At 41.4% G+C, this 21,404-nt stretch carries 17 protein-coding genes; 10 read left to right on the top strand and 7 right to left on the bottom strand.

Going from position 1 to position 21,404, the window contains the following annotated elements; genetic code table 11:
* Positions 1 to 80: 80 nt before the first annotated feature.
* Positions 81 to 1,148 carry an alpha/beta hydrolase gene (locus L2737_RS09665; RefSeq protein WP_248955595.1) on the top strand — a complete coding sequence of 356 codons (1,068 nt, stop codon included), beginning with the start codon at positions 81 to 83 and terminating at the stop codon, positions 1,146 to 1,148.
* A 142-nt stretch (positions 1,149 to 1,290) separates the two neighbouring features.
* On the opposite strand, the gene rluF is transcribed toward L2737_RS09665, so the two are convergent.
* On the bottom strand, positions 1,291 to 2,247 hold the full coding sequence (gene rluF, locus L2737_RS09660; protein WP_248955594.1) for a 23S rRNA pseudouridine(2604) synthase RluF: 957 nt from the start codon (positions 2,245 to 2,247) through the stop codon (positions 1,291 to 1,293).
* A gap of 203 nt (positions 2,248 to 2,450) precedes the next feature.
* On the opposite strand from rluF, the gene L2737_RS09655 reads away from it, so the two are divergent.
* A complete protein-coding gene (locus L2737_RS09655) occupies positions 2,451 to 2,936 on the top strand; it encodes a GNAT family N-acetyltransferase (RefSeq protein ID WP_248955593.1) in 486 nt (161 codons plus the stop codon).
* An 89-nt stretch (positions 2,937 to 3,025) separates the two neighbouring features.
* Here the strand turns inward: L2737_RS09655 and L2737_RS09650 are convergent, their stop codons facing one another.
* Positions 3,026 to 3,892, bottom strand: coding sequence for a hypothetical protein (locus L2737_RS09650; protein WP_102529641.1), 867 nt, complete (start codon positions 3,890 to 3,892; stop codon positions 3,026 to 3,028).
* A gap of 212 nt (positions 3,893 to 4,104) precedes the next feature.
* On the opposite strand from L2737_RS09650, the gene L2737_RS09645 reads away from it, so the two are divergent.
* Together L2737_RS09645 and L2737_RS09640 are read left to right on the top strand one after the other, a co-directional pair.
* Positions 4,105 to 5,004 (top strand): LysR family transcriptional regulator, encoded by a 900-nt coding sequence (locus L2737_RS09645; protein ID WP_198589619.1) that lies wholly within the window; start codon positions 4,105 to 4,107, stop codon positions 5,002 to 5,004.
* A gap of 182 nt (positions 5,005 to 5,186) precedes the next feature.
* Complete coding sequence (locus tag L2737_RS09640; RefSeq protein ID WP_248955592.1) at positions 5,187 to 5,936, top strand: hypothetical protein; 750 nt, start codon at positions 5,187 to 5,189, stop codon at positions 5,934 to 5,936.
* 157 nt (positions 5,937 to 6,093) lie between these two features.
* Here the strand turns inward: L2737_RS09640 and L2737_RS09635 are convergent, their stop codons facing one another.
* The 4 genes from L2737_RS09635 to L2737_RS09620 all read right to left on the bottom strand — a co-directional run bounded on the left by L2737_RS09635 (position 6,094) and on the right by L2737_RS09620 (position 11,756).
* Positions 6,094 to 6,636, bottom strand: coding sequence for a DUF4287 domain-containing protein (locus L2737_RS09635; protein WP_248955591.1), 543 nt, complete (start codon positions 6,634 to 6,636; stop codon positions 6,094 to 6,096).
* A 624-nt stretch (positions 6,637 to 7,260) separates the two neighbouring features.
* Positions 7,261 to 8,031 carry a hypothetical protein gene (locus L2737_RS09630; RefSeq protein ID WP_248955590.1) on the bottom strand — a complete coding sequence of 257 codons (771 nt, stop codon included), beginning with the start codon at positions 8,029 to 8,031 and terminating at the stop codon, positions 7,261 to 7,263.
* A 190-nt stretch (positions 8,032 to 8,221) separates the two neighbouring features.
* Complete coding sequence (locus L2737_RS09625; protein WP_248955589.1) at positions 8,222 to 10,159, bottom strand: alkaline phosphatase; 1,938 nt, start codon at positions 10,157 to 10,159, stop codon at positions 8,222 to 8,224.
* Positions 10,160 to 10,172: 13 nt separating this feature from the next.
* The gene (locus tag L2737_RS09620) at positions 10,173 to 11,756 is read right to left on the bottom strand and encodes an alkaline phosphatase (protein ID WP_248955588.1); all 1,584 of its coding nucleotides are present in this window, start codon (positions 11,754 to 11,756) and stop codon (positions 10,173 to 10,175) included.
* Between the two features lie 398 nt (positions 11,757 to 12,154).
* Here L2737_RS09620 and L2737_RS09615 point away from each other — a divergent pair, with 398 nt between their 5' ends.
* The 5 genes from L2737_RS09615 to L2737_RS09595 all read left to right on the top strand — a co-directional run bounded on the left by L2737_RS09615 (position 12,155) and on the right by L2737_RS09595 (position 19,530).
* Complete coding sequence (locus tag L2737_RS09615) at positions 12,155 to 13,411, top strand: DEAD/DEAH box helicase (RefSeq protein WP_248955587.1); 1,257 nt, start codon at positions 12,155 to 12,157, stop codon at positions 13,409 to 13,411.
* Positions 13,412 to 13,660: 249 nt separating this feature from the next.
* Positions 13,661 to 15,724: a PhoX family protein gene (locus tag L2737_RS09610; RefSeq protein WP_248955586.1), complete on the top strand. Its 2,064-nt coding sequence runs from the start codon at positions 13,661 to 13,663 to the stop codon at positions 15,722 to 15,724.
* A 141-nt stretch (positions 15,725 to 15,865) separates the two neighbouring features.
* Complete coding sequence (gene gloA2, locus L2737_RS09605; protein WP_248955585.1) at positions 15,866 to 16,249, top strand: SMU1112c/YaeR family gloxylase I-like metalloprotein; 384 nt, start codon at positions 15,866 to 15,868, stop codon at positions 16,247 to 16,249.
* A gap of 252 nt (positions 16,250 to 16,501) precedes the next feature.
* On the top strand, positions 16,502 to 18,829 hold the full coding sequence (locus L2737_RS09600) for a TonB-dependent receptor (protein ID WP_248955584.1): 2,328 nt from the start codon (positions 16,502 to 16,504) through the stop codon (positions 18,827 to 18,829).
* A 20-nt stretch (positions 18,830 to 18,849) separates the two neighbouring features.
* Positions 18,850 to 19,530 (top strand): Fe2+-dependent dioxygenase, encoded by a 681-nt coding sequence (locus L2737_RS09595; RefSeq protein WP_248955583.1) that lies wholly within the window; start codon positions 18,850 to 18,852, stop codon positions 19,528 to 19,530.
* Positions 19,531 to 19,646: 116 nt separating this feature from the next.
* Here the strand turns inward: L2737_RS09595 and L2737_RS09590 are convergent, their stop codons facing one another.
* Positions 19,647 to 20,060 carry a MarR family winged helix-turn-helix transcriptional regulator gene (locus tag L2737_RS09590; RefSeq protein ID WP_248955582.1) on the bottom strand — a complete coding sequence of 138 codons (414 nt, stop codon included), beginning with the start codon at positions 20,058 to 20,060 and terminating at the stop codon, positions 19,647 to 19,649.
* 191 nt (positions 20,061 to 20,251) lie between these two features.
* Between L2737_RS09590 and L2737_RS09585 the strand changes: the two genes are divergently transcribed.
* Positions 20,252 to 21,373, top strand: a complete 1,122-nt coding sequence (locus L2737_RS09585; protein WP_248955581.1) for a helix-turn-helix transcriptional regulator — start codon at positions 20,252 to 20,254, stop codon at positions 21,371 to 21,373.
* The last annotated feature ends 31 nt before the right edge of the window (positions 21,374 to 21,404 follow it).

The following is a 21,404-nucleotide window of genomic DNA, read 5'->3' as shown; positions in this document are numbered from 1 at the left end:
ATGAAGTGGTAGGTTAATACTTATGTTTTTACATCAAGTGTTGTAGGTTAAACACACAAGTATTGTGAACAGGATAGCCAATGAGTATTTCCCTTATTAACACTAAAAACCTTATTTTCTATGGCTTTAAGAGTGGCTTTAAAAGTGGTTTTCAGAATATTTACCAGAGTATTTTATCCTCGCTTTACGCTAAGCAAATCAAAGCACTGATGGCGCTTGTGTTGCTCTCAGGGGCAATGATAATGACAGTTACGTCGGCTACTGTACAAGCAAATGAACTCATGCCTAACGTGTCTGATGGGAAACTCCAGCGATTAGATGTGCAAGCCTTACCATTTGAACTCATTAAACCTCGACCTATTGATGTTTGGTTACCTGCCGATTACCCCGCTAAGGCGCCTTATGCAGTTATATATATGCATGATGGGAAGATGTTATTCGATGCGTCTCAGTCTTGGAATAATACTGCTTGGGAAGTCGACGAAACCGCAGCTCAATTGAATCAACAAGACGATATTAAGTCGTTTATTGTAGTAGGGATCCATAATGCTGATGCATCACGTCATAGTGAGTACTTTCCGCAAAAACCATTTGAATCTTTAACCGCTGATAAGCAAACCAGTTTGTACCAAACACAGCGCAGCGAAACCGAAAAACTACTAGCCCAAGCTGTGTACTCTGATCAATATGCTGAGTTTATCGTTACTGAGTTAAAGCCTTATATTGACGGTCATTTTAAGGTGGCAACGGATAAGCAAAATACCTTCATTATGGGCTCAAGTATGGGGGGATTAATCTCTTGGTATACAGCGCTTGAATATCCGCACGTTTTTGGCGGCGCAGCCTGTTTATCCACTCATTGGCCTGGTTCATTTGCTCAGAATGGAAATCCTATCCCACAGGTATTCAATCAATATTTAGCGAGAAAAATTGCCGAGAAACCGCAGGTAAAATTGTATTTTGATTATGGCGATCAGACATTAGATGCCATGTACCCACCGCTTCAAGCTAAAGTTGATAAATTGTTTGAAGCTTCAGACTACGATAAGTCACTGTGGCAAACTCATTACTTTAAAGGTAAAGCGCACACAGAAAGTGCTTGGGCAGAGCGCTTGAATATTCCACTGACATTTTTATTGCAGAAGTAACCGAGTTTAGGATGTAGGAGTTATTCGTTAGCAGTGCAAGTGTTAATAGGTCAAGCATCATGTGTTCAAACATGGATCACTGAGCATAAACAAAAACGGGCGCCAGTATTGCTACTGACGCCCGTTTTGTTTTAATGCAGGATTAACGTGTACGATTCGGTTTACGGCCGCCACTTGGCTTACCTTTACCGCTAGCTTTACCTTGTCCTTTCGCTTGCTGACCTTTGGTTTGGCCTTTGCCGCCACCTTTGGCTTGGCCTTTATGTTTGGTGCTGCGGTTATGCTGCATAAAGTGCTCTGGGCCTTCAATCTTTCCACGCTCTGACGCTGTTTTTGGCTTAGGTTTAGGCTTTTTCTTTGGTGCTGCTTTTTTGTCTTCAGATGATGAGTCTTTGATCATCTCAAATAACACATCTAATTCTTGTTTGTCTAAGTCACGCCATTCGCCAATCGGTAGCCCTTTTAGGCTGACATTCATGATTTGCTGACGTTCAAGCTTAGTGACTTCAAAATTGAAATATTCACACATGCGGCGAATTTGACGGTTAAGACCTTGTACAAGCACAATTTTGAATGCGTAAGGCGAGACTTGTTCAACCTTACATTTTTTAGTCACGACGCCAAGAATAGGTACGCCAGCGCCCATGCCTTTAATGAAGTCATCAGTAATCGGTTTATTCACCGTGACAATATATTCTTTATCGTGATTATTCCCAGCACGGAGGATTTTATTCACTAAGTCGCCGTTATTGGTCAAAAAGATCAAACCTTGAGAGTCTTTATCTAAGCGGCCAATAGGAAAAATACGGGTGGAGTGATTGACGAAATCAACAATGTTGTCGCGCTCGGTGCCTTCTGTGGTACTGACAATACCGACAGGTTTATTCAGTGCGATAAACACCAAATCTTCAGCATCTCTTGGCTCAATATCTTGGCCGTTTACTTTAACTTTATCGCCAAAAGAAACTTGGTCGCCCACTTGTGCACGTTTACCATTGATAAACACATTGCCTTGCTCAATAAAACGGTCGGCATCACGGCGTGAACATATGCCACTTTCACTGATGTATTTATTAAGGCGCATTGATGAGTCGGTCACTTGGGTCGTCCTATTAAAAATTTAAAAAGCAGCTAAGAACAGATTGAAAACAGACTTGCTTTCAATTCAATTTTATTTAGCATTAGGCAATTGCGTGTATTGTAAAACAGCAGTCTAAAAAAGCAGAGCAGTTTATCATTTTTACTGAACTTTCTTAAGTAGGGTGATGAAACGGGCTTTGCTAAAATGAATAAGGATAATTCATGTTGATCCAACTTAGAGATTTAACCGAAGCAGATTTAGAGGCACTTTATCAATTTCAAGATGATCCAGTCGCTAATCAAATGGCGGACTTTCCAGCAAGAGATCGAGACAGTTTTTTTGAACATTGGCGCACCAATGTATTAGGCCGAGAGGATGTTTTTGCCCAGGGAATAATCGCAGATGACGTGCTGGTGGGCAGTGTGCTGTTATGGTCGATGAATGCGGCTAGCGCCCACCCTGATTGGTTTTTAGGTTATTGGCTCGGACGTGAGTTTTGGGGCAAGGGTATAGCCAGTCAAGCAGTAAGCATATTTGTTAAAAGCCATTCTAAAAGGCCGATTATTGCTGAGGTTGCCAGTGAAAATAAAGGCTCTATTCGTATCTTAGAAAAACTAGATTTTGAGCATTGCGGCGCAGTCGAAGAGAGTGAGCACTTTAGTCAAAACTCGCAAAACCCTTTGCTTGAAATGAAGTTATCGAATTAACAGGTGGATAATCTAATTCAGGTTATTTAACTTGAAAAAGGGCGGGCAGTTTTGTCTGCTCGCCCTTTCTCTACAGCTTAAACCTATGATTAGCGCATTTGGCTTGGCATATTAAGCTGTGATTTTATTTTTTTCAGTTGGTTAATGTTCTGTTTGTTTAACTGAGCTTTGTTAGCAGGGTTATTAAAACGAGCTTTAACATTAGCCACTTGTTGGTCTGTTAATGCTGGGCGGTTTAATAATGCCACCACAGTGTCTGTAGCTAATGGTCCATCAAAACCGTTGTCGATTTTGGTATATGGGCTATCCCAATCGATAGCAATACCATCTTCAGTTTTGATAATGGCATAAGTATTATCGTCTTCCATTGCGCCATGTCTAATTACAACCGTTGGGTTGTCATCATTCCCCTGTTCAACAGTTATAATGGCAACAGTTGCATCTTGATTACTTCGATCATAAATTTTCAATTGGCCACTATCTGCATCATAAACCACTTTATATAAGCCAAACTCTGGTGTATCACCATAGTCAGGTTTCTCAATTGGATTGGTTGGCTCATGGTAAATAGGTAACTCTTTTTCTATTTCAATTGGATTTGTTGGTTCAAGATAAATAGGTAACTCTTTTTCATGCTCAATCGGGTTTACTGGTGTTCCGCCTAGCCCCCAACCAGAATCAATTCGTGCTGCATATGCATCCTTTAGCTGATCTGCAATCGTGTATTTAGGCTGGTTAGGCGGTGTTTCTTTCTCAATTGGGTTATCAAGACCACTGTCTAGTCCCCAACCACCGTCAACTCTTGCTGCATAAGCATCTTTAGCTTGATCGCTTAATGTGTAATTTGGTGTCTCTGGTGTTGGCGTAGCAGATTCTGTAGAGCTTGTTGATGAACAGCCGCTAATGAAAAGGCTTGATAACACAAGAGTTGAAACAGCAAGTTTGTTGATAGACATAGTCTTCCTCAATTTGTTAAGAGATTCATTTGCTGACCTCAACTCCATTTGCGGTTTCGCATTAAGAGCACAGCATGATGAATTGCAATATGGTTTTAAGTTTCAGAAGCCTGTTGCCTCGTGAAGTTGGATACATATTAAACAACTTGAACTCATTGATAATTAGGGTTAGCTTTAGTTGATGTATTTACACTGTGAATAAGTGAGTGATGATGGCTAATGCAAAACAGTTTGATATGAATCTATTACGAGTATTTAACGTCGTTTGTCATCGCGGTTCATTTACTCTGGCGGCAGAGGAGTTGGAATTAACGCAATCGTCAGTCAGTAATGCAATAGGTCGTTTAAAAGCCATAGTTGGTGAAGAGTTATTTGTGCGGGTAGGCAGAGGAATTCAGCCAACAGTTTTTGCAAAAGAGTTATATCAACAGTTGCACCAGCCCCTTGAAGACATTGAACAAGTATTGATGGGCTTAGAAGAGTTTGATTACCGGAAAGCTCAACGCAGGTTTACAGTATTAGCCAACGATGTCGTTATTAGAAGATTGCAAGGAGCACTAGATAGGCTCCTCGTTAATACTGGCATTGAAATTATTTTTAAAGAAACGCCTCATAATGAAGCTGAAATTGAATCTTCATTAATGTTTGAGCAAGTGGATTTAGTATTGCACTTGGATTTTTCTGAGTTAAAAATGTTTGCCCGTAAAAAGCTTATTGATGAAGAGGTGGTTTGTGTCGCTGCATTAAATCACCCGCGGTTACAAGATGGGCTAACTGTTGAACAATTTTTAGCAGAAAAACATATATTATTCAGTGGCCGAACGAATAATTTACCAATGGCTCAAGCCTTAAATATACCGATTATGAGTAAACGTGAACTGCATGGAGAGCAATCTTCATTTCTAGGGATAATGGCATCGGTATCAAAATGTGAAGCTATTGGGCTCATTCCAAAAAGCTATGCAGATGAATACAAAACAGTATTCGGATTGCAAATATTTCCTATACCATTTAAAGCTCCACCCTTAGAAGTGTGTATGTTTTGGAAAAATAAACTGACGCAAAATCAAGCTAATAAATGGTTGCGGGATACTATTACGTCAATTTTATAATTGACATAACGTGAATAAACAATCTCAAGCTTCTGACTTATGCATTTACACTGTGAATGTATCAACCTACCTTCGCTCTAATTATCAATATCACTCAACTTGATAGACTTGCATTCATAACGTGACTCTTAGTTTGTTAAAGAGAGCACCATGGTATATCTGAATTGGAAGTCTTCAAGCTTATGAAATCTATTTCAACTTTATCTATTGCGTTGTTATGTATAACAAGTGCAGCTCATGGCGCCTCGATTAGCAATGATATTGCGGTGATGTTTCCTGAAATGGAGATAAATCAACAATCTGAACCCTTGTATAAATCTGTCGGATTTGATGTCTCTATGCACGATGGTGAAGCTATTTATACTGCGAATGCTAGTGTCGATATTAGTGAAACTTGGCGAGTGTTTGGCGAATATAACAATGAGCATTACTGGGAAGTAGGCGTGGGTAAAAGTTTTTATACTCAAGCTTTTGCAATCGAGCTGTCTGCAAAAGCGAGTGATTATGGCTTTTCCGCAGGGACGTTTTGGGCTATGCCCTTACAAGAAGATTATGTAGTATTTGCTGATGCTAATTACAACTGGAATACCAACGATTTATCGATTGAAGCGGACAGAGTTAGTAGTGTTTATACACCCGCAGATTCAGTGGATATCCAACTTGGACTGTTATGGAAAGCCCATGAGTATTTAGGTATTAGTTATAGCTTTAATCAAATCTATGAGACTAAAAGTGCCAGCCTAAATACTGATATTACCTTACCTGAATATGATGTTAGCCATAAGCATCATTATTTATATGGGAAGGGGAGTATGAATTATCATAAACTATCTATCACGAGTAAAATCTGGAAATTAGCGCCATATTTTAGTTACAGTTATTTTGCAGATAGTGAAAATATTTATGAGTTCGGGTTAGCATTTAATTTCTAAGTTTTATGATTAATAGGCTTTAAGCTAACGATTAATCATGTCCCTTCAAAGCAAGGGACATGATTCACTCTTAGGTTACCCAAACAACCTACTTAAATATATCGCTTAATTAGCCTTCTAACCTCATGCGCCCAAACTGTTACTTAAATAATGAGCATTAAACCGATTGCTGATAAGCAAGTTGTAGCCATTGTTTTACTTCATCATTCACATCACTAATATCTTTGAGCTGTATGCGGTGGCTACACATTGCGCCAAAAGGCCCTGAGTCTTCTAGGCAACCTTGGGGCTCGGTGTCTTTAATTTTTAAGCCAAGATCGATACGGTTTTTGGTGGCTGGTTTAATCAGGGCAAATTGTTTTTTCCTAATGATGCTCACTGTCGCTTTTTTAGGGGTTATTACTACGTCTTGGCCAAAGTTGCTTACAATAGAAATCAGTAAATCGTAAATTGGCGTCAGTGCTTCTTTGCCTTGATATTGTTGGGTAACTAACTCATCAGTAGACTCATCTTTTTGTTTTGATAAGGTCACAATCGTATTGGCAAAGCCATGGGTTACTCCATGTTCGGTTTTTAAATATTTAACTGCCATTCCATGCTTTTCAATATTCTGCTGTGCAAGTATGTCGAGCCACTCTGGTAATGACTTGCCGGTTTTTTCTGGCATGTTATCAATCATGGTTTGCAGTGCTTTATCCATTTGCCTCTCCCATTTTCTGTTCCATTTATTCGCGAATGATTAGGGCCTGTTGATCTTTGCTGGTTAAGTTTTGTTCGAAATAAAAGCGTTTTAATCGAGGCGAATGAATTGATGCCTAGTCTTCTAAGCACCTTTTATTTACAAAGATGCATTCAACAAAGAGTAAAACGCTTTTAGTCGAACCCTTCGGGCAGCGTTTGTTGGTCATTTTTACTGCGTTATCGACTTTTTATGTAGAATAACTACACCACAAAGTCTCTGCCTTGTACAAATGATCAACAATTCGCTGCAAAAATAACCTCGAAAGATCAACAGGCCCTAAATATCATCTTTATCCTTATATGTATAAAGGTAGCTATTTGAACTCAATAATGCACTTGTTTTATATCAAGCCTCATAGACGACTGCAGACTAGAAGGTAGGGCGGGTTGTAGAAGATAGGGAATGTCGACCGGAATGAAAATGATCACTCAAGTTTGTTGATTGCTTATAAGCAAGATTAGCAGGGAGTTACGAGCAACTCCCTTTTAAAGCGTGGTATAAAGAGCGCCTTTAACTCAAAACTGGTTTGGAAACACTATATAAACTGAATGTTTAATCAGCATGTCCATGTCTAAGTTAATGTTAGTGTGAATGCCCATCACTGATTGCTTTTCCTTCTGTGTCATAAAACCCAGATGCGCCGTGTTCAACAAATCCTAATGTCACCATTTTAGTTAAAAACTCATCGCTATGGTCGTCGCCAATATCGGCGTAATCGGTCATGTTGTAATGATTAAGCTGTTTGAAAAAAGCAGTGATTTTATTTGCATCATGGCTGAGTTCAGTCAGTTGCCATTGCTCATGTGTTTGATGTTTTCCTTGGTTTTTTGTCCAGCTAAAACGACTGATAAGTTGAAGTTCTGGTAACCAAACTAACTCAATTTTACTGTTGGTAGAGGTCTGAGTTAATACTTGCTGACGCTCACAGCCTTTGCCTGTTTCGGCGCTAAGGGTTAACTGTGAAATAAGCTTGTCAGAGATAAATTGATAACGATATGACCAGTCGTGTTCAGATTTCCCGTGTACGACTTCTCCGGGTTGGTATTCTATACCGCGTTGATAATGATCAAAAAAGCGGGTGGGTTTGATTTGCTTATTATTGAGCAAAAACCACGATTCGGTAATGTCTGTTTGCGGATATTGATGTGCGACAGTGTTTCCCTGACGCCATAGGTTTAGCTGGCTTGTGTGGCTCGAATTTTTACTCGATAAGTTTGGCGAATTATCAGAGGAGGTGAGTTGATAACTTGCCTGCAAGTTTGATGGTGATAACTCACATTGAGCTTCAGCAGCGCTCGATAACGTGATGAGTAAGCTTGATAGCATGAATGATAAAGGCAGTGATAACTTCACAAAAACTCCTATGACATTGGTTATTTTGCTCAATGTCGGTGTAAATAGGTTAAGACTAAATAATTAATTAAACCCTATGGCTGCAACTGGGTTACAGCCAAAGGGTTTATTACAACTGCTCGTATTACTGTTCAAAGAACTGATCTTATTAAAGCTAGTATTACAGCTCTTAGTACAATTACAGTAATGACTAGTTGGTTTGCGCAGCGTTAGCTTTGTTAGTTAAATCAGCAGCAAAGTCCATGATGTGGTAAATCACACTCTGTTCATTGGTGCCATTGACTAACATTGCTCCTGGGCCGTAAGCATAGATCCCAACATCTTCACCCGCATGAGTTTCAGAGCTGGTAGGCACTAATGACTCTTGGTGGAAACCAGAAGAGGCTGTGTCGACATCAGTGAGGTCAAATCGACCTGCGGTAATGTCTTCGCCGTAACCAGCATCTGCATCGGTTTCTGTACCTAGGTTTTTAAAGCCGCGACCATTGGTGTAACCCAGTGTGGTGTATGGCATACCATCTGAAGCTGTTGACGGTTCTTCGCTACCAATGCCAACGACTGTTCCTAAGATTGGGTTACCGCGTTTTGGGTAACCTGCAATGGTAAACACGTGGCCGTGATCGGCAGTAACGATGATTAATGTGTCAGACATATCCGTCATTTCAACTGCTTTGGCAATCGCATCTGAGAATGCCAAAGTGTCAGTTAATGCGTTATACGCACTGCCTGCGTGATGACCATGGTCGATACGACCAGATTCAACTGTTAAGAAGAAACCTTCATCGTTGTTATCTAGGATATCAATGGCTTTAGCAGTCATTTCAGCGACAGAAGGTTCACCTGCAACATCGTTGGCGCGATCAGCTTCGTATTGCATATGAGACTCGTTAAATAAGCCCATCACACGAGTCGTATTAGCTGCATCAATGGCATCAAAGCCTGCTTGATCCATCACATACACACCATCTGTGTAGGTCGCTTGCCACTCAGCTGTTAAATCACGGCCATCGGTGCGGTCGCCTTCAACTGAACTGACTGCATCTGCCGAGTTGTAAGCTGCATCTTTAGGTAAGAAATGACGGCGACCGCCACCCATAACGACGTCGATACCGTCAACATCAATCCCGTTAATGCGCGCTTCAAGATTGACTTCAAAGTTAACCAGTTGGTCAGCAATATCTTTACAACCAGCGGTAACGGCCTCTTCAGGCATATCTGAGATATCTTCCCAGTTACGATCGGCAGATTTAGCATAAGTAGCAGCGGGTGTTGCATGGGTAATACGTGCAGTTGAGATAACGCCCGTTGATTTACCCGCTATTTCTGCCAGTTCCAATGCGGTAATTAACTCAGTGCCTGCCACAGTGCTGCAATCGCCACGCTCAACATTTTCATCAACCCCTAAAATGCCCGCGTCCGTTTTCACACCACTCATCATCGCAGTCATGGTGCCTGCTGAATCTGGCGTTTGTGCATCAACATTGTAGGTTTTAGCAAGGCCTGCAAATGGGAAGGTATCGAATGAAAGGTTATGCTCTTCACCGTTTTTACCTTGCATTTGTCCTTCTAAAATACGCGCTGCTGTGACAGTTGAAATACCCATACCGTCACCAACAAACAAAATCACGTTTTTAGCACTACCACGTAATTCATTTAACGCGCTTGCATTGACTGCTGCGACTGATTGCGCTGATTTTTTAGCGCTGTTACTTGCCGCTAGATTTGGCATGGTTGCATTCAGCCAATTTTGGCGTGCGGTGGTGATTTCTTGCTGGCCCGCTACAAACCAGTCGTTATTAACACTGGTTAAGATTTCGCTGGTACTAACTTCAGTATTACCTGGTGCACATACGTATTCTGTAGCAGTGATTTCAGCGGTTTGTAATGCACCGTCACTGTCAGCATCAATACCTGAATCAATTTGTACACCGCTGTTAGGGCAGTTAGCGTCGCCAATGGTTAATGCTGTTTGTACGATAAGACTCGTTGAACCATTTGAACCATTTGAACCATCAGCACCATTTGTTCCGTCAGTACCATTGGTTCCGTTAGCGCCATCATCACCGTCTGAACAAGCAGATAGACCGATTACAGCAAGGGCGACAAGAGATAGATTTAAGTTTTTCATATTCATTTCCTGCTTATTCCTGAATTAAGTCGAGAGATTGTTCAATAAGGTGAAATACTACGCTTTGCTCAACAACACCTTGCACAAGTTGTGCGCCAGGGCCTTGTGCATGCAAAGTAATGTCTTCACCTGAGTGGGTCTCTGAACTCATTGGAATCAAGGCTTCTTGGTGAAATCCTGATGTAGTGGTATCAACGTTTGTTAAGTCCTGACGACCAGCATTTACGTCTTCGCCATAACCAGCATCGGCATTGGTTTCGTCGCCTAAATCATGGAAACCATTACCATTGGTGTAGCCGAGTGTTGTGTACGGTAAGCCATCAGATGCCACTGTTGGTTCGGTTTCGCCAATAGCGACGACTTTACCTAAAATTGGGTTGCCGCGTTTTGGGTAACCAGCAATAGTGAATACGTGGCCGTGGTCAGCGGTAACCAAAATAAGGGTCTCGCTTGGGTCGGTTTTTGCGACAGCTTCTTTAACAGCATCAGATAGGGCAATAGCGTCAGTTAATGCGTTATAAGCGCTACCAGCATGATGACCATGGTCAATACGACCTGATTCCACCATTAAGAAGAAACCATTGTCATTGTTATCAAGAATATCAATCGCTTTACCTGTCATTTCAGCAATTGAAGGTTCACCTGCCACATCATTGTCACGGTCTGCTTCATATTGCATATGAGACTCATTAAATAGTCCCATGACTTGCTTGGTATTTTCAGTGTCGATGGCATCAAATCCTGCTTGATCCATGACGTAAACACCTTCGCTGTATTTGGCTTGCCATTCTGCGGTTAAATCACGTGAATCTGTGCGATCGCCTTCAATCTCACTGACGGCATCTGCGCTGTTAAATGTGGCGTCTTTTGGTAAAAAATGACGACGACCGCCACCCATGACAACTTCGATACCATCGATATCCACACCTTGAAAACGTGCTTCGAGATTGGCTTCAAAATTCACCAGTTGTTCGGCAATGTCTTTACAGCCGCCAGTTACCGCATCTTCTGGCATGTCTGAGATATCTTCCCAGTTACGATCGGCTGATTTTGCATAGGTTGCAGCTGGTGTTGCATGAGTAATACGCGCCGTTGAAACAACACCCGTTGATAAGCCTTTGATTTCAGCTAGTTCAAGTGCAGTAACCACTTCATTTCCAGTAACCGTTGAACAGTCACCGCGAACGATATCTTCATCAACACCTAGAACACCTGCATCACTTTTAAGGCCTGACATCATGGCTGTCATCGTGCCCGCAGAATCCGGCGTTTGAGCATCAACGTTATAGGTTTTCACTAACGCAGTGTGAGGGAATGTTTCGAAGCTTAAGTAACCTTCTTCACCAGGTTGTCCTGCCATTTGTCCCTGAAGAATGCGCGATGCAGTTAGGGTTGAAACGCCCATCCCATCACCGACAAAAATGATTACGTTTTTGGCTTTAAATTGATTATTAGTATCCAGTTTTGTGTCGATTGCGCTTTGCGCATCAGTAAACCAAGCATTCTCAGTTTGATATGACGGTAGCACTTCAGCATTTAAGGCACTTGAAATGACTAAAGCAAGCACACCATATGATGCTTTCCAGGTCTTATTCATTATGTTGTCTATCCTATTGACGAGTGGTGGTTGAAAGCAGAGTTAGCTGCCCAATGAAAACGCACAAAGGTTAATCGGATGTTGTGAATGTTAGCTTGCAGTTATTTGATGTTTTGATGACCGAAATGTGACCACTTAAAACTGAATAAATTGTACTGATATAATCTGTTTATTAATGTCTGAATTATAAAGGATTAATTTTTTGATATGTTATAACATACTGTATTTGTGGCAGTTTTTGTTCCCATTGAATCAGTGATATTTTTGAATAATATTTAAATTTTTTGCATGAGAATGACGTTTATGATGAGAATTTAGTGGCGGAAATGATCACAGCTGCATCGTGAAAATGTGACTGACATGGTAAAATAACGGTCAATATTTTTGGAGATAGATTAATGCCTTTTGCCGAACTTGAGCTTCAGACTCAACTTTTACAACGTTTAACCGAGTTGAAATACCTACAGCCTTCTTCAATACAGCAACAAGCAATACCTGTCATTCTTGCTGGTAAAGATGTATTAGCTGGCGCGCAAACTGGCACAGGTAAAACGGCGGCGTTTGCATTACCTATCTTGCAGCAATTACTTAATCAGGTTGAACCAGCGGCTCCACACCCAGCAGCTCCGCAATCTGGTTCAACTCAAGCATTAATATTGGTTCCAACCCGAGAACTTTCGCAACAAGTAAGCCAAAGTGTCGAAAGCTACGCTAAGTTAACGCCTATTAAGACAGTGTCTGTTTATGGCGGCGTTGCTATTAAAGCGCAAATCGAAGCGATAAAACGTGGCGCTGATATTATTGTTGCAACGCCTGGGCGCCTGCTGGATTTAGTTCGTCAGCAGGTTTTGTCTTTATCAGACATTAACTATCTAGTGCTTGATGAAGCCGACCGCATGCTAGACATGGGCTTTAGAGATGAAATCATCGACATCTTGAAACGCTTACCGAAAACTCGCCAAACATGTCTTTTTTCAGCCACATTGGATGATCGCATTTTTAAATTTAGTAAGCGATTACTGCAATCACCCCATGTGATTGAAGCGAGTGAGCGCAATACAACGGCAGCCAAAATTGTGGAGCGAGTCTATAACGTCGATGCTAGTAAAAAGCTGCCTTTGTTATGCCACCTTATTAAAAAAGAAGATTGGCAACAGGCATTAGTGTTCAGCCGTACTAAACAAGGTGCAGATAAGCTTGCAAAACAAATGGTGCAAGCGGGCGTTAATGCGGCGGCATTTCATGCTGACTTATCGCAAGCAGTGCGTGAAACCGTACTTGAGCAATTTAAATCGGGTGAAGTTAAAGCGCTGGTGGCTACCGATGTCGCGGCCAGAGGCTTAGATATTAATGAATTGCATTATGTGGTTAATGTTGAGCTGCCATTTCAAAATGAAGACTATATTCATCGTATTGGCCGCACGGGCAGGGCAGGCAAAGAAGGCCAAGCGATTACCTTGCTAAGTGTTGATGATGAGCCACAGTTAATAAAGCTTGAAGCCTTTTTAGACAGGCGATTACCACAGCAATGGTATAGCGGTTTTGAGCCTGATTTAAGCCAAGTCGCGCCTGTGACGCGTAAAACTAAAAAAGGCTCACTGAAGCAGCAAGCGCGCCAAAAAGCACTGGCAAAATCTGCCAAAAAGCAGTGCTAAAAAAGATATTTTTCAACGCAACTTAGTTTCATTATCTCGGCAATTAACTCATTTATTGCCGTTATTTTTATAAAAAAATCATTGCTTTAAGTGTATCTTGTAGGATTCAGTTGTTGTTCATCTGTTTCCTGTTGTCATTTTTGTCACATTTATTTGTCATCTCCATCACATCGGCTTGTCATATTTAATTCTTATCTTTATCGAAAAATTACAACAATGTTTGGCAACTTTTGATCCCAAGGATAATTTATGAGCAAGGCTACATTTGATCCAACTCGTTTTAATAAAAGCAACAATACACCGTTTAACGAAGTATTAGATAAACACCTTTCAAGACGTAACTTTGTAAAAAGTGGTCTTGGATTAAGTGCTATGACGGCTTTCAGTGGTTTCGGTATCGCAGGTTGTAGTTCTAGTTCTGATAATGACTCAAACCCTGTCGATGGCACACCTTCAACGCCAGATACACCGAATGTGAGTCAGGCTACTCTAGGCTTTGAATCTATTGCTGGTTCTAAAACTGATGCGGTAACTGTTGCTGCTGGTTACTCGGCTTATGTACTTGCGCCTTGGGGGGAGCCGTTAAACGATAAAGCTAATGCGTTTAAAGAGGACGGTTCTAATACTGCTGAAGATCAGGCTAATTCTATGGGCATGCACCATGATGGAATGCATTTTTTCCCATTAAACGAAGCGGGTGATGACGGCTTATTATGTGTGAACCACGAATATATTGACCAAGCAGCTTTGCATCCAATGGGACCAACGGTTGATGCTGATGGTAACCGCACTGTACTTGATGAAATCCGCAAAGAAATCAATGCCCATGGTATTTCTGTTGTTCGTATCAAACTTAACAATGGTATGTGGGAAACGGTTAAAAATGACGATTATAATCGTCGCTTTACAGGCGCAACAGTCATGGATATCGCCGGTCCTTTAGCCTATAGCTCCTATCTTGAAACGCGTTACTCGCCAGATGGTAGCCAAGCGCGTGGCACACTGAACAATTGTGGTAATGGTTACACGCCTTGGGGCACTTACTTAACATGTGAAGAAAACTGGCCTGGTTACTTTGTTAACCGAGGTGAGTTAACGCAAGAGCAAGAGCGTATCGGTCTATCAACTTCAGGTACGCGTTATGGCTGGGATCACCTAGCTGGTAACGATGATGAACGCTTAGATGAATTTGCTCGTTTTGATGTCACGCCCTCAGGTACAAGTGCGGCTAATGATTATCGTAACGAAGCCAATGGCCATGGTTACATTGTTGAAATTGACCCTTACAACCCAAATTCACGTGCTGTAAAACGTACAGCACTTGGTCGTTTCCGCCATGAAGGTTGTACCTTTGGTAAGCTTGAAGAAGGTAAGCCAGTAGTATTTTATTCAGGTCATGATTCTCGCTTTGAATACCTTTATAAATACGAGTCTACCGCGCTGTGGACAGAAGCTGATGCTAACTCAGCTAATCGCATCATAACAGGTGATAAGTACATGAATGACGGCACATTATATGTTGCCAAGTTTAGTGAAGATGGCGTGGGAGAATGGTTACCATTAACCCTAGACAGTGTGACTACCGATGGAAACACGCTAGCAGACAGCTTTGATTCAGTAGCTTCAATCATTCTCAATACAGCAGGTGCAGCTGATTTAGTGGGCGCAACGCCAATGGATCGCCCTGAATGGGCAAGTGTTGATCCATTCACAGGGACTGTTTACTTAACCCTAACCAATAACACTAAGCGTGTTGATAGCACTAACCCTGCTAACCCACGTTTAAATAACAGCTTTGGTCATATTATCCGTTGGGATGAAGGCAGCAATGCTACTGAATTTACATGGGATATCTTTGTATTTGGTTCACCTGCTGATGGCGATGAAGAGACTAACCGCTCAGGCCTAACTGATATGAATCAGTTTGCGAGTCCTGACGGTTTAGCATTTGATAAGCGCGGTATTTTATGGGTGCAAACCGATAATGGCGCTGATGAAGTTGAAGAATACACTAACGATCAAATGCTAGCGATCGTGCCTTCACCGATGACAGACGACAATGGTCAACAACAGGTCGTCAGTGCTGATAACCAAGCGGAATTAAAGCGCTTCTTTGTTGGTCCAAATGGTTGTGAAGTAACAGGTTTTGCTATTACGCCTGATTACACCACAGTATTTGCGAACATTCAGCATCCACGTAACTGGCCTTATAGCGCTGTTGCAACTGAAGAAACGCCAGATGGCACCACAGTACGTCCGCGCGCGGCCACTGTGATTATTCGTAAAGACGATGGCGCTGAAGTGGGCGTTTAGTCATTAGTTGGGTTAAAACTGTTTGAATCTCATTCAGCTGTGAGTTCTCAGCAGTGACTCCTCAATAGTGAGGTCTACCGCAAACCCTGATAGAGTGATCTATCAGGGTTTGTTTTTATCAAGTATTTAAACAGGAGCGATATGTTTAACGGAATTCATCATGTGGCGATTATTTGCAATGACTATGTTAAGTCCAAGCATTTTTACACTGAGATTTTAGGTTTCAACGTCATCGCCGAAAATTACCGTGAAGCAAGAGACTCCTATAAGCTCGATTTAGCCTTACCTGATGGCAGTCAAATAGAGTTGTTTTCACTCCCTAATTCACCGCAAAGACCTAGCTATCCTGAAGCGCAAGGCTTACGCCATTTGGCGTTTAAGGTTAATGATATTGATGCGGTAGTTAAGTATTTAGTCAGTCACAGTATTGATGTTGAGCCTGTTAGAGTGGACGAGTACACAGGTAAAAAGTTTACTTTTTTTAGTGATCCTGATGATTTGCCGTTAGAGATTTACCAAGTGTAATTCGTATTTTTATTCCTCCCTCTCTTATTGTTAAACCCAGTCATTACTATGAAATAAAAGCCTAGTATTTATAATTATTTAGGCTCTTTATGTCCCTGTTTATTATTTTGAATCTTCACTTAATGGTTAGCTAATTTAAAATGAGCTTAATTATTAATGTAAATCTAAATGATAACGATTTACATTAATGTTAATTCTTTGTTAGGATGCGCCTAATTTTTAGGACGTTGTTAACAAAGGACAGTTCATAAGATGAAACCTGTACAGAGTAAAAACTTATCATTAGGCGCACAAGCCGTTGCTGCCGCACTAGTGTTTGGTAGCCCAGTCGCATCAGCTGAAGAAGTGAATCAGCAAAGCTGTAACCCAGAAGTCAGTGGTGTTGAGTGTGATAAAAATCAATCAGCTGAGGCGATTGAACGGATTAAGGTTCATGGCGTTAAGAGCTCGATTTATCTTTCTGAATCATCTGGTGATTTACGCCGAGTGGCAGATTTAGTTGATACTCCGCAGGTGATTACCGTACTGACACAAGATCAGATCCAAGAGTCAGGTAAGACCGATTTAAAAGATATTTTATCTGCCCAGGCTGGTATTACATTAGGCACGGGTGAAAACGGTAATGCCTTTGGCGATCGTTATATTATTCGTGGTCATGAAGCGCGCAGTGATGTGTTTGTTGATGGCCTGCGTGACCCAGGTATGACGACACGTGAAAGCTTTGCCACAGAAGTTGTTGAAATCACCAAAGGCCCTAGCTCAACATTTGCTGGTCGTGGTTCTTCTGGTGGTGCGATTAACAGCGTCACTAAAAAAGCGTCAACATCGTATAACTTAGGCCGCGTTGATTTAGGTTTAGGCACTGATGAACACCGCCGCTTAACGGTAGATTATAACCATGCTATTTCAGATACAGTTGGCGTGAGATTTAATGGCTTATTGTCTGATGAAGATAAGCCTGGGCGTGAGGGCATTAGCCGCGAGCGTAATGGTGTGCAATTATCGGCAGTTTTTGAACCAAGTAATGACTTATCTTTTACCGCTGATGGTTACTATTTAGATGCCAAAGATGTGGCTGACTTAGGCAGCTATTTTGATCAAACAACACGTGAACCTATTGCAGATATTCCTGTTTATGCCCAAGAATCTGACTTTTTAGATTCAGAGGTAATGACATTTACTCTACGTACTGAATATGACATCAATGATAACCTGACATTTTATAACGCGACTCGAGTTGGTAAAACCGAAAATGGTTATATCACCACGGGTGTGCGCGGTACAACAAGAAGCGAAACTGACCTTGAAGCACCAGGTGCAGATACGTTGACGTTAAGTACGCACCAGGGCAATCAAGAAGTTGACTACATTAGCACTCAGTTCAATCTGTTTTGGAATACTCAAATCTTGGGTATGGAAAACAAATTTGTATTTGGACTTGAGTATACCGATCAGCAAGTTGATAACGGCATTTACGACATCGCATACGCCAATGAAACTAACTGTATAACGGCAGGCCGCCGAGGTGATGCTGGCGCATACTGTATTCTTGATGGCGACGGCAATACTGTAGATAACATCGATAAGTTAATGGGGCGTACATATAGTAAAGGCATTAACGATGCTGAGTACCAAATCGAAACCGTTTCTGCCTACTTTATGGATACTGTTGCGCTAACTGAGGATGTAGAACTCTTCTTTGGTGTAAGACAGGATAGTTTTGATTATCAAAACGATACATCAAGTACACGTAATGGCGACATACTCTATGAGTACGATGACACTATGTATAACGGTCATATCGGCTTAGTGTACAGCATTACAGATGAAGGTAATATTTACGCCAATTACAGCACGGCAACCAATATTAATGGTGGCGAGTCTGATTTAGGCGCAAGTTGTGGCTATGGTGGCGTGTGTGGTGATGTTGAACAAGCCCGTGCAGCAGACCCTGAATTAGTAGAAAACATTGAACTAGGCACTAAGTGGATGCTATTTGAAGACAAAGTTATGTTTTCAGCATCGGTATTCCAAATCACTAAAAGTGATGTAATGGAAAGTGTAGGTGATAGTTACTCGACGCTAGGTACATTAAATACCGGTAAAAACCGCGTGCAAGGTGTTGAATTCGGTATGGTTGGTAACATCACTGAAGCATTTAGTGTTCAGTTCTCTGCCGCAATTATGGACTCAGAAGTGCTGGAGTCATTTACCGAAGAAAACGTGGGCCTTGCATTAAGTAACTTTGCTGATGAAAGTGCCTATTTACAATTACGTTATCAAATTAATGATGCATTCGTGATTGGTGCAGGTTACACCTACCAAAGCGAAATGTACGGCGGACAACCCGATACAGCAGCAGGTTATGATGCCGAAAATGGCCGTTACAGTATCGTAGTGCCTGACTATCAAGTGGTTGACTTATTTGCTAATTACAATGCAACGGAGGCGCTGACTTTCCGTTTAAATGTGGGTAACGTACTTGATGAAGAGTACTTTACAGCGGCATACCGTTCTGGCTCATTTATGTATTTAGGTGATGCAAGAAATGCTAAGCTATCAGCTACTTATGAATTTTAATAACAGAGTTTAATGTCGTTATGATTGTGATTGAGCAAATACTGTCGAAACAAGAAGTGGCTTTATATCGAAAGCAACTGCAAACAGTAAATTGGGATGATGGCCGCTATACAGCCATGGGCATGGCGGCTGATGTGAAAAGCAACCGCCAAGCACTGGCTAGCGATCCTGATGTGCAACAGCTAGCTAATCAGTTACTCACTAAAATTGGCGCTACGCCAAAAGTGGTTTCTGCTGCACTGCCACATCAGATTTTCCCGCCTTGCTTTAATCGTTACTCTGAATCAGAAGAGTACGGTTTTCATGTTGATGCTGCAGTGATGCGAGTACCTAATACTCAAGTTGTGCTTCGTAGTGATGTGTCGATGACGGTATTTTTGTCTGAGCCGGAAGAGTATGACGGTGGTGAGCTCATTATTGCCACTGAATTTGGCGAGCAATCTATTAAGCTACCTGCTGGATATGCTGTGGTGTATCCATCAAGTAGTTTGCATAAAGTGACTGCCGTGACCCGCGGCGAACGTGTAGCTGCGATCACCTGGATGCAAAGTATGGTGGCAGATTCAGGCTTAAGGCAAAACTTATATCAGCTCGATCAGTCTATCCAAGCATTAATTGCAGCAGGTAATACCGATCGCACCGAGCTAGATAAGTTGCATCACGTTTATCACAACTTGATACGGCAATTTGCTCAGTTATGATTATCAACTGCTAATAAAAGCCCCTAAGTTTATAACTCTGGGGCTTTTCAGTATGGCGTGCAACTTAAATTGGTAGAGAAATACCTGTAATTATGGGCATAGTTGATATTAGAATCTTAACCTAACTTACTGACTAGCAGATGTAATTGGTCTACTTGCTTAGCGGTTAAATCTTGAGTAAGGCTGTTACAGCAATTCTGACTTGTTACAGCTGCATCTTGATAAATCTCACTTCCAGCCGCAGTTAATTTTACTAAGCTGACTCTCGCATCTCGGCTATTTTTTTCTTTTTCGATTAAATGAATCTTTTCCATCGGCATTAACAGGCGAGTTATTCCTGAGGCTGTAAGGTTAGTGGCTTCAGCTAATTCGATACGGCTCATCATTAGATTTGGAGATTGAGCTAAGTGTTCGAGTACTTGAAATTCAGTAAAGCTTATTCCATGCACACTCAATGCTCGGTCAATTTTTTTATTAAAGCGGCCAAAGGCGCTTGAAAGTGCCATTAACGCTGATAGTGATTCTGACATAAGACTCTCATATTTATTATTTGTATAATGCTTGAGCTATCAAGTATTGATCAACCTATTTAAAAGTTCAAGTACTTTGTGTTTATCGTTTAAAATTTGATAAATTCCCTATTATTTAATAAGTTCGCTTGTGCGACAGAAACTGACGCAGCTTGAGTGTATGCTAGTGATTAAAGAAATGGAGATGGTTAATGCAAACAAATATTCAGCGTCAGTTAGCGATGCTTGAACAAATTCCCAGACATCCACGAAAGATCACAGCAAATGTGTTGACTGAGCGATTACAAGACAGGGATTTTGATGTCGGCTTACGTACTGTGCAGCGTGAGCTGAAATCAATGTGTGATATGGGGCTTTTTGGTCTAGAGCTTGATGACAGGTGTAAACCCTTTGGTTGGTCTATTTCTGCATGCTGGCGTGGTCTTAATTTAACCTTGATGGATCATCACATGGCGTTAGCCTTTCATACTCTTAAACATAGCGCGGCGCAGTTACTGCCTCCACAGAGCGTTAAGCAACTAACGCCTTATTTTGAACGCGCTGATCAAGTGCTTGCAAGTGATCCAGATAACCCATGGTTGTATTGGGCTTGCCGGGTGGCACAGCTACCAGAACCTTCACCATTAATCTACTCAGAGCAAGATTCAGCTGCATTTAAACTAGTACAATATGCTTTGCTGCATAAGCGTCAGATTGCCTGTCAAATTCAAAAAGTGATTAAAGGCCAATGCTATTGGGTGGATTACAGTCCTATTAATCCAGAGGGAATTACCATTTCAGAAGGGGTGGCGCTTTTAGCGTTTACTGTTGGTAGCGTGCATACAAAACGTTATGTGCAATCCATTGATTTACTCAATGATATAAGAGTGCTTGATACTCCTGCTGTCACCAGAGATGATTTTGATATCAATTTAAGCGGGACTGAAACTCAATCAAATATTATTAATATCGAGCTATTAGTATCGGCGTCAGCTAGCTTTATTTTACGTAAAGCTAAGTTAAGCGAAAATCAAACTATTCAATTGCTTAAAGATGGGCGCTATCAAGTTAAGGCTACGGTGAATGACAATAAAAGGCTGAGAGCATTTTTGTGGGAGATGGCAGATAACATCGAAGTGGTCGCTCCTGAAAAGTTAAGGGCACATTTTACTCGCCTGATTTCAAAAGTGAGTATCCAATATCAAAGTCGTACTATTGATTCAAACGGCATTAATTCAAACGGCATTGATTCAAACGACATTAATTCAAACGGCATTGATTCAAATGACATTGATGCAAACGCTACGTCAGAGATTGTCGCTATCGCAGGATAAGTTACAAGGGTCTACTTAAGGAGAATGACCC

It is taken from the genome of Shewanella electrodiphila, from assembly GCF_023283985.1.
GTDB classification, from domain to species: domain Bacteria; phylum Pseudomonadota; class Gammaproteobacteria; order Enterobacterales; family Shewanellaceae; genus Shewanella; species Shewanella electrodiphila.
The sequence above is the reverse complement of the archived record's forward strand: the minus strand, read 5'-3'. Positions and strand labels throughout refer to the sequence as shown.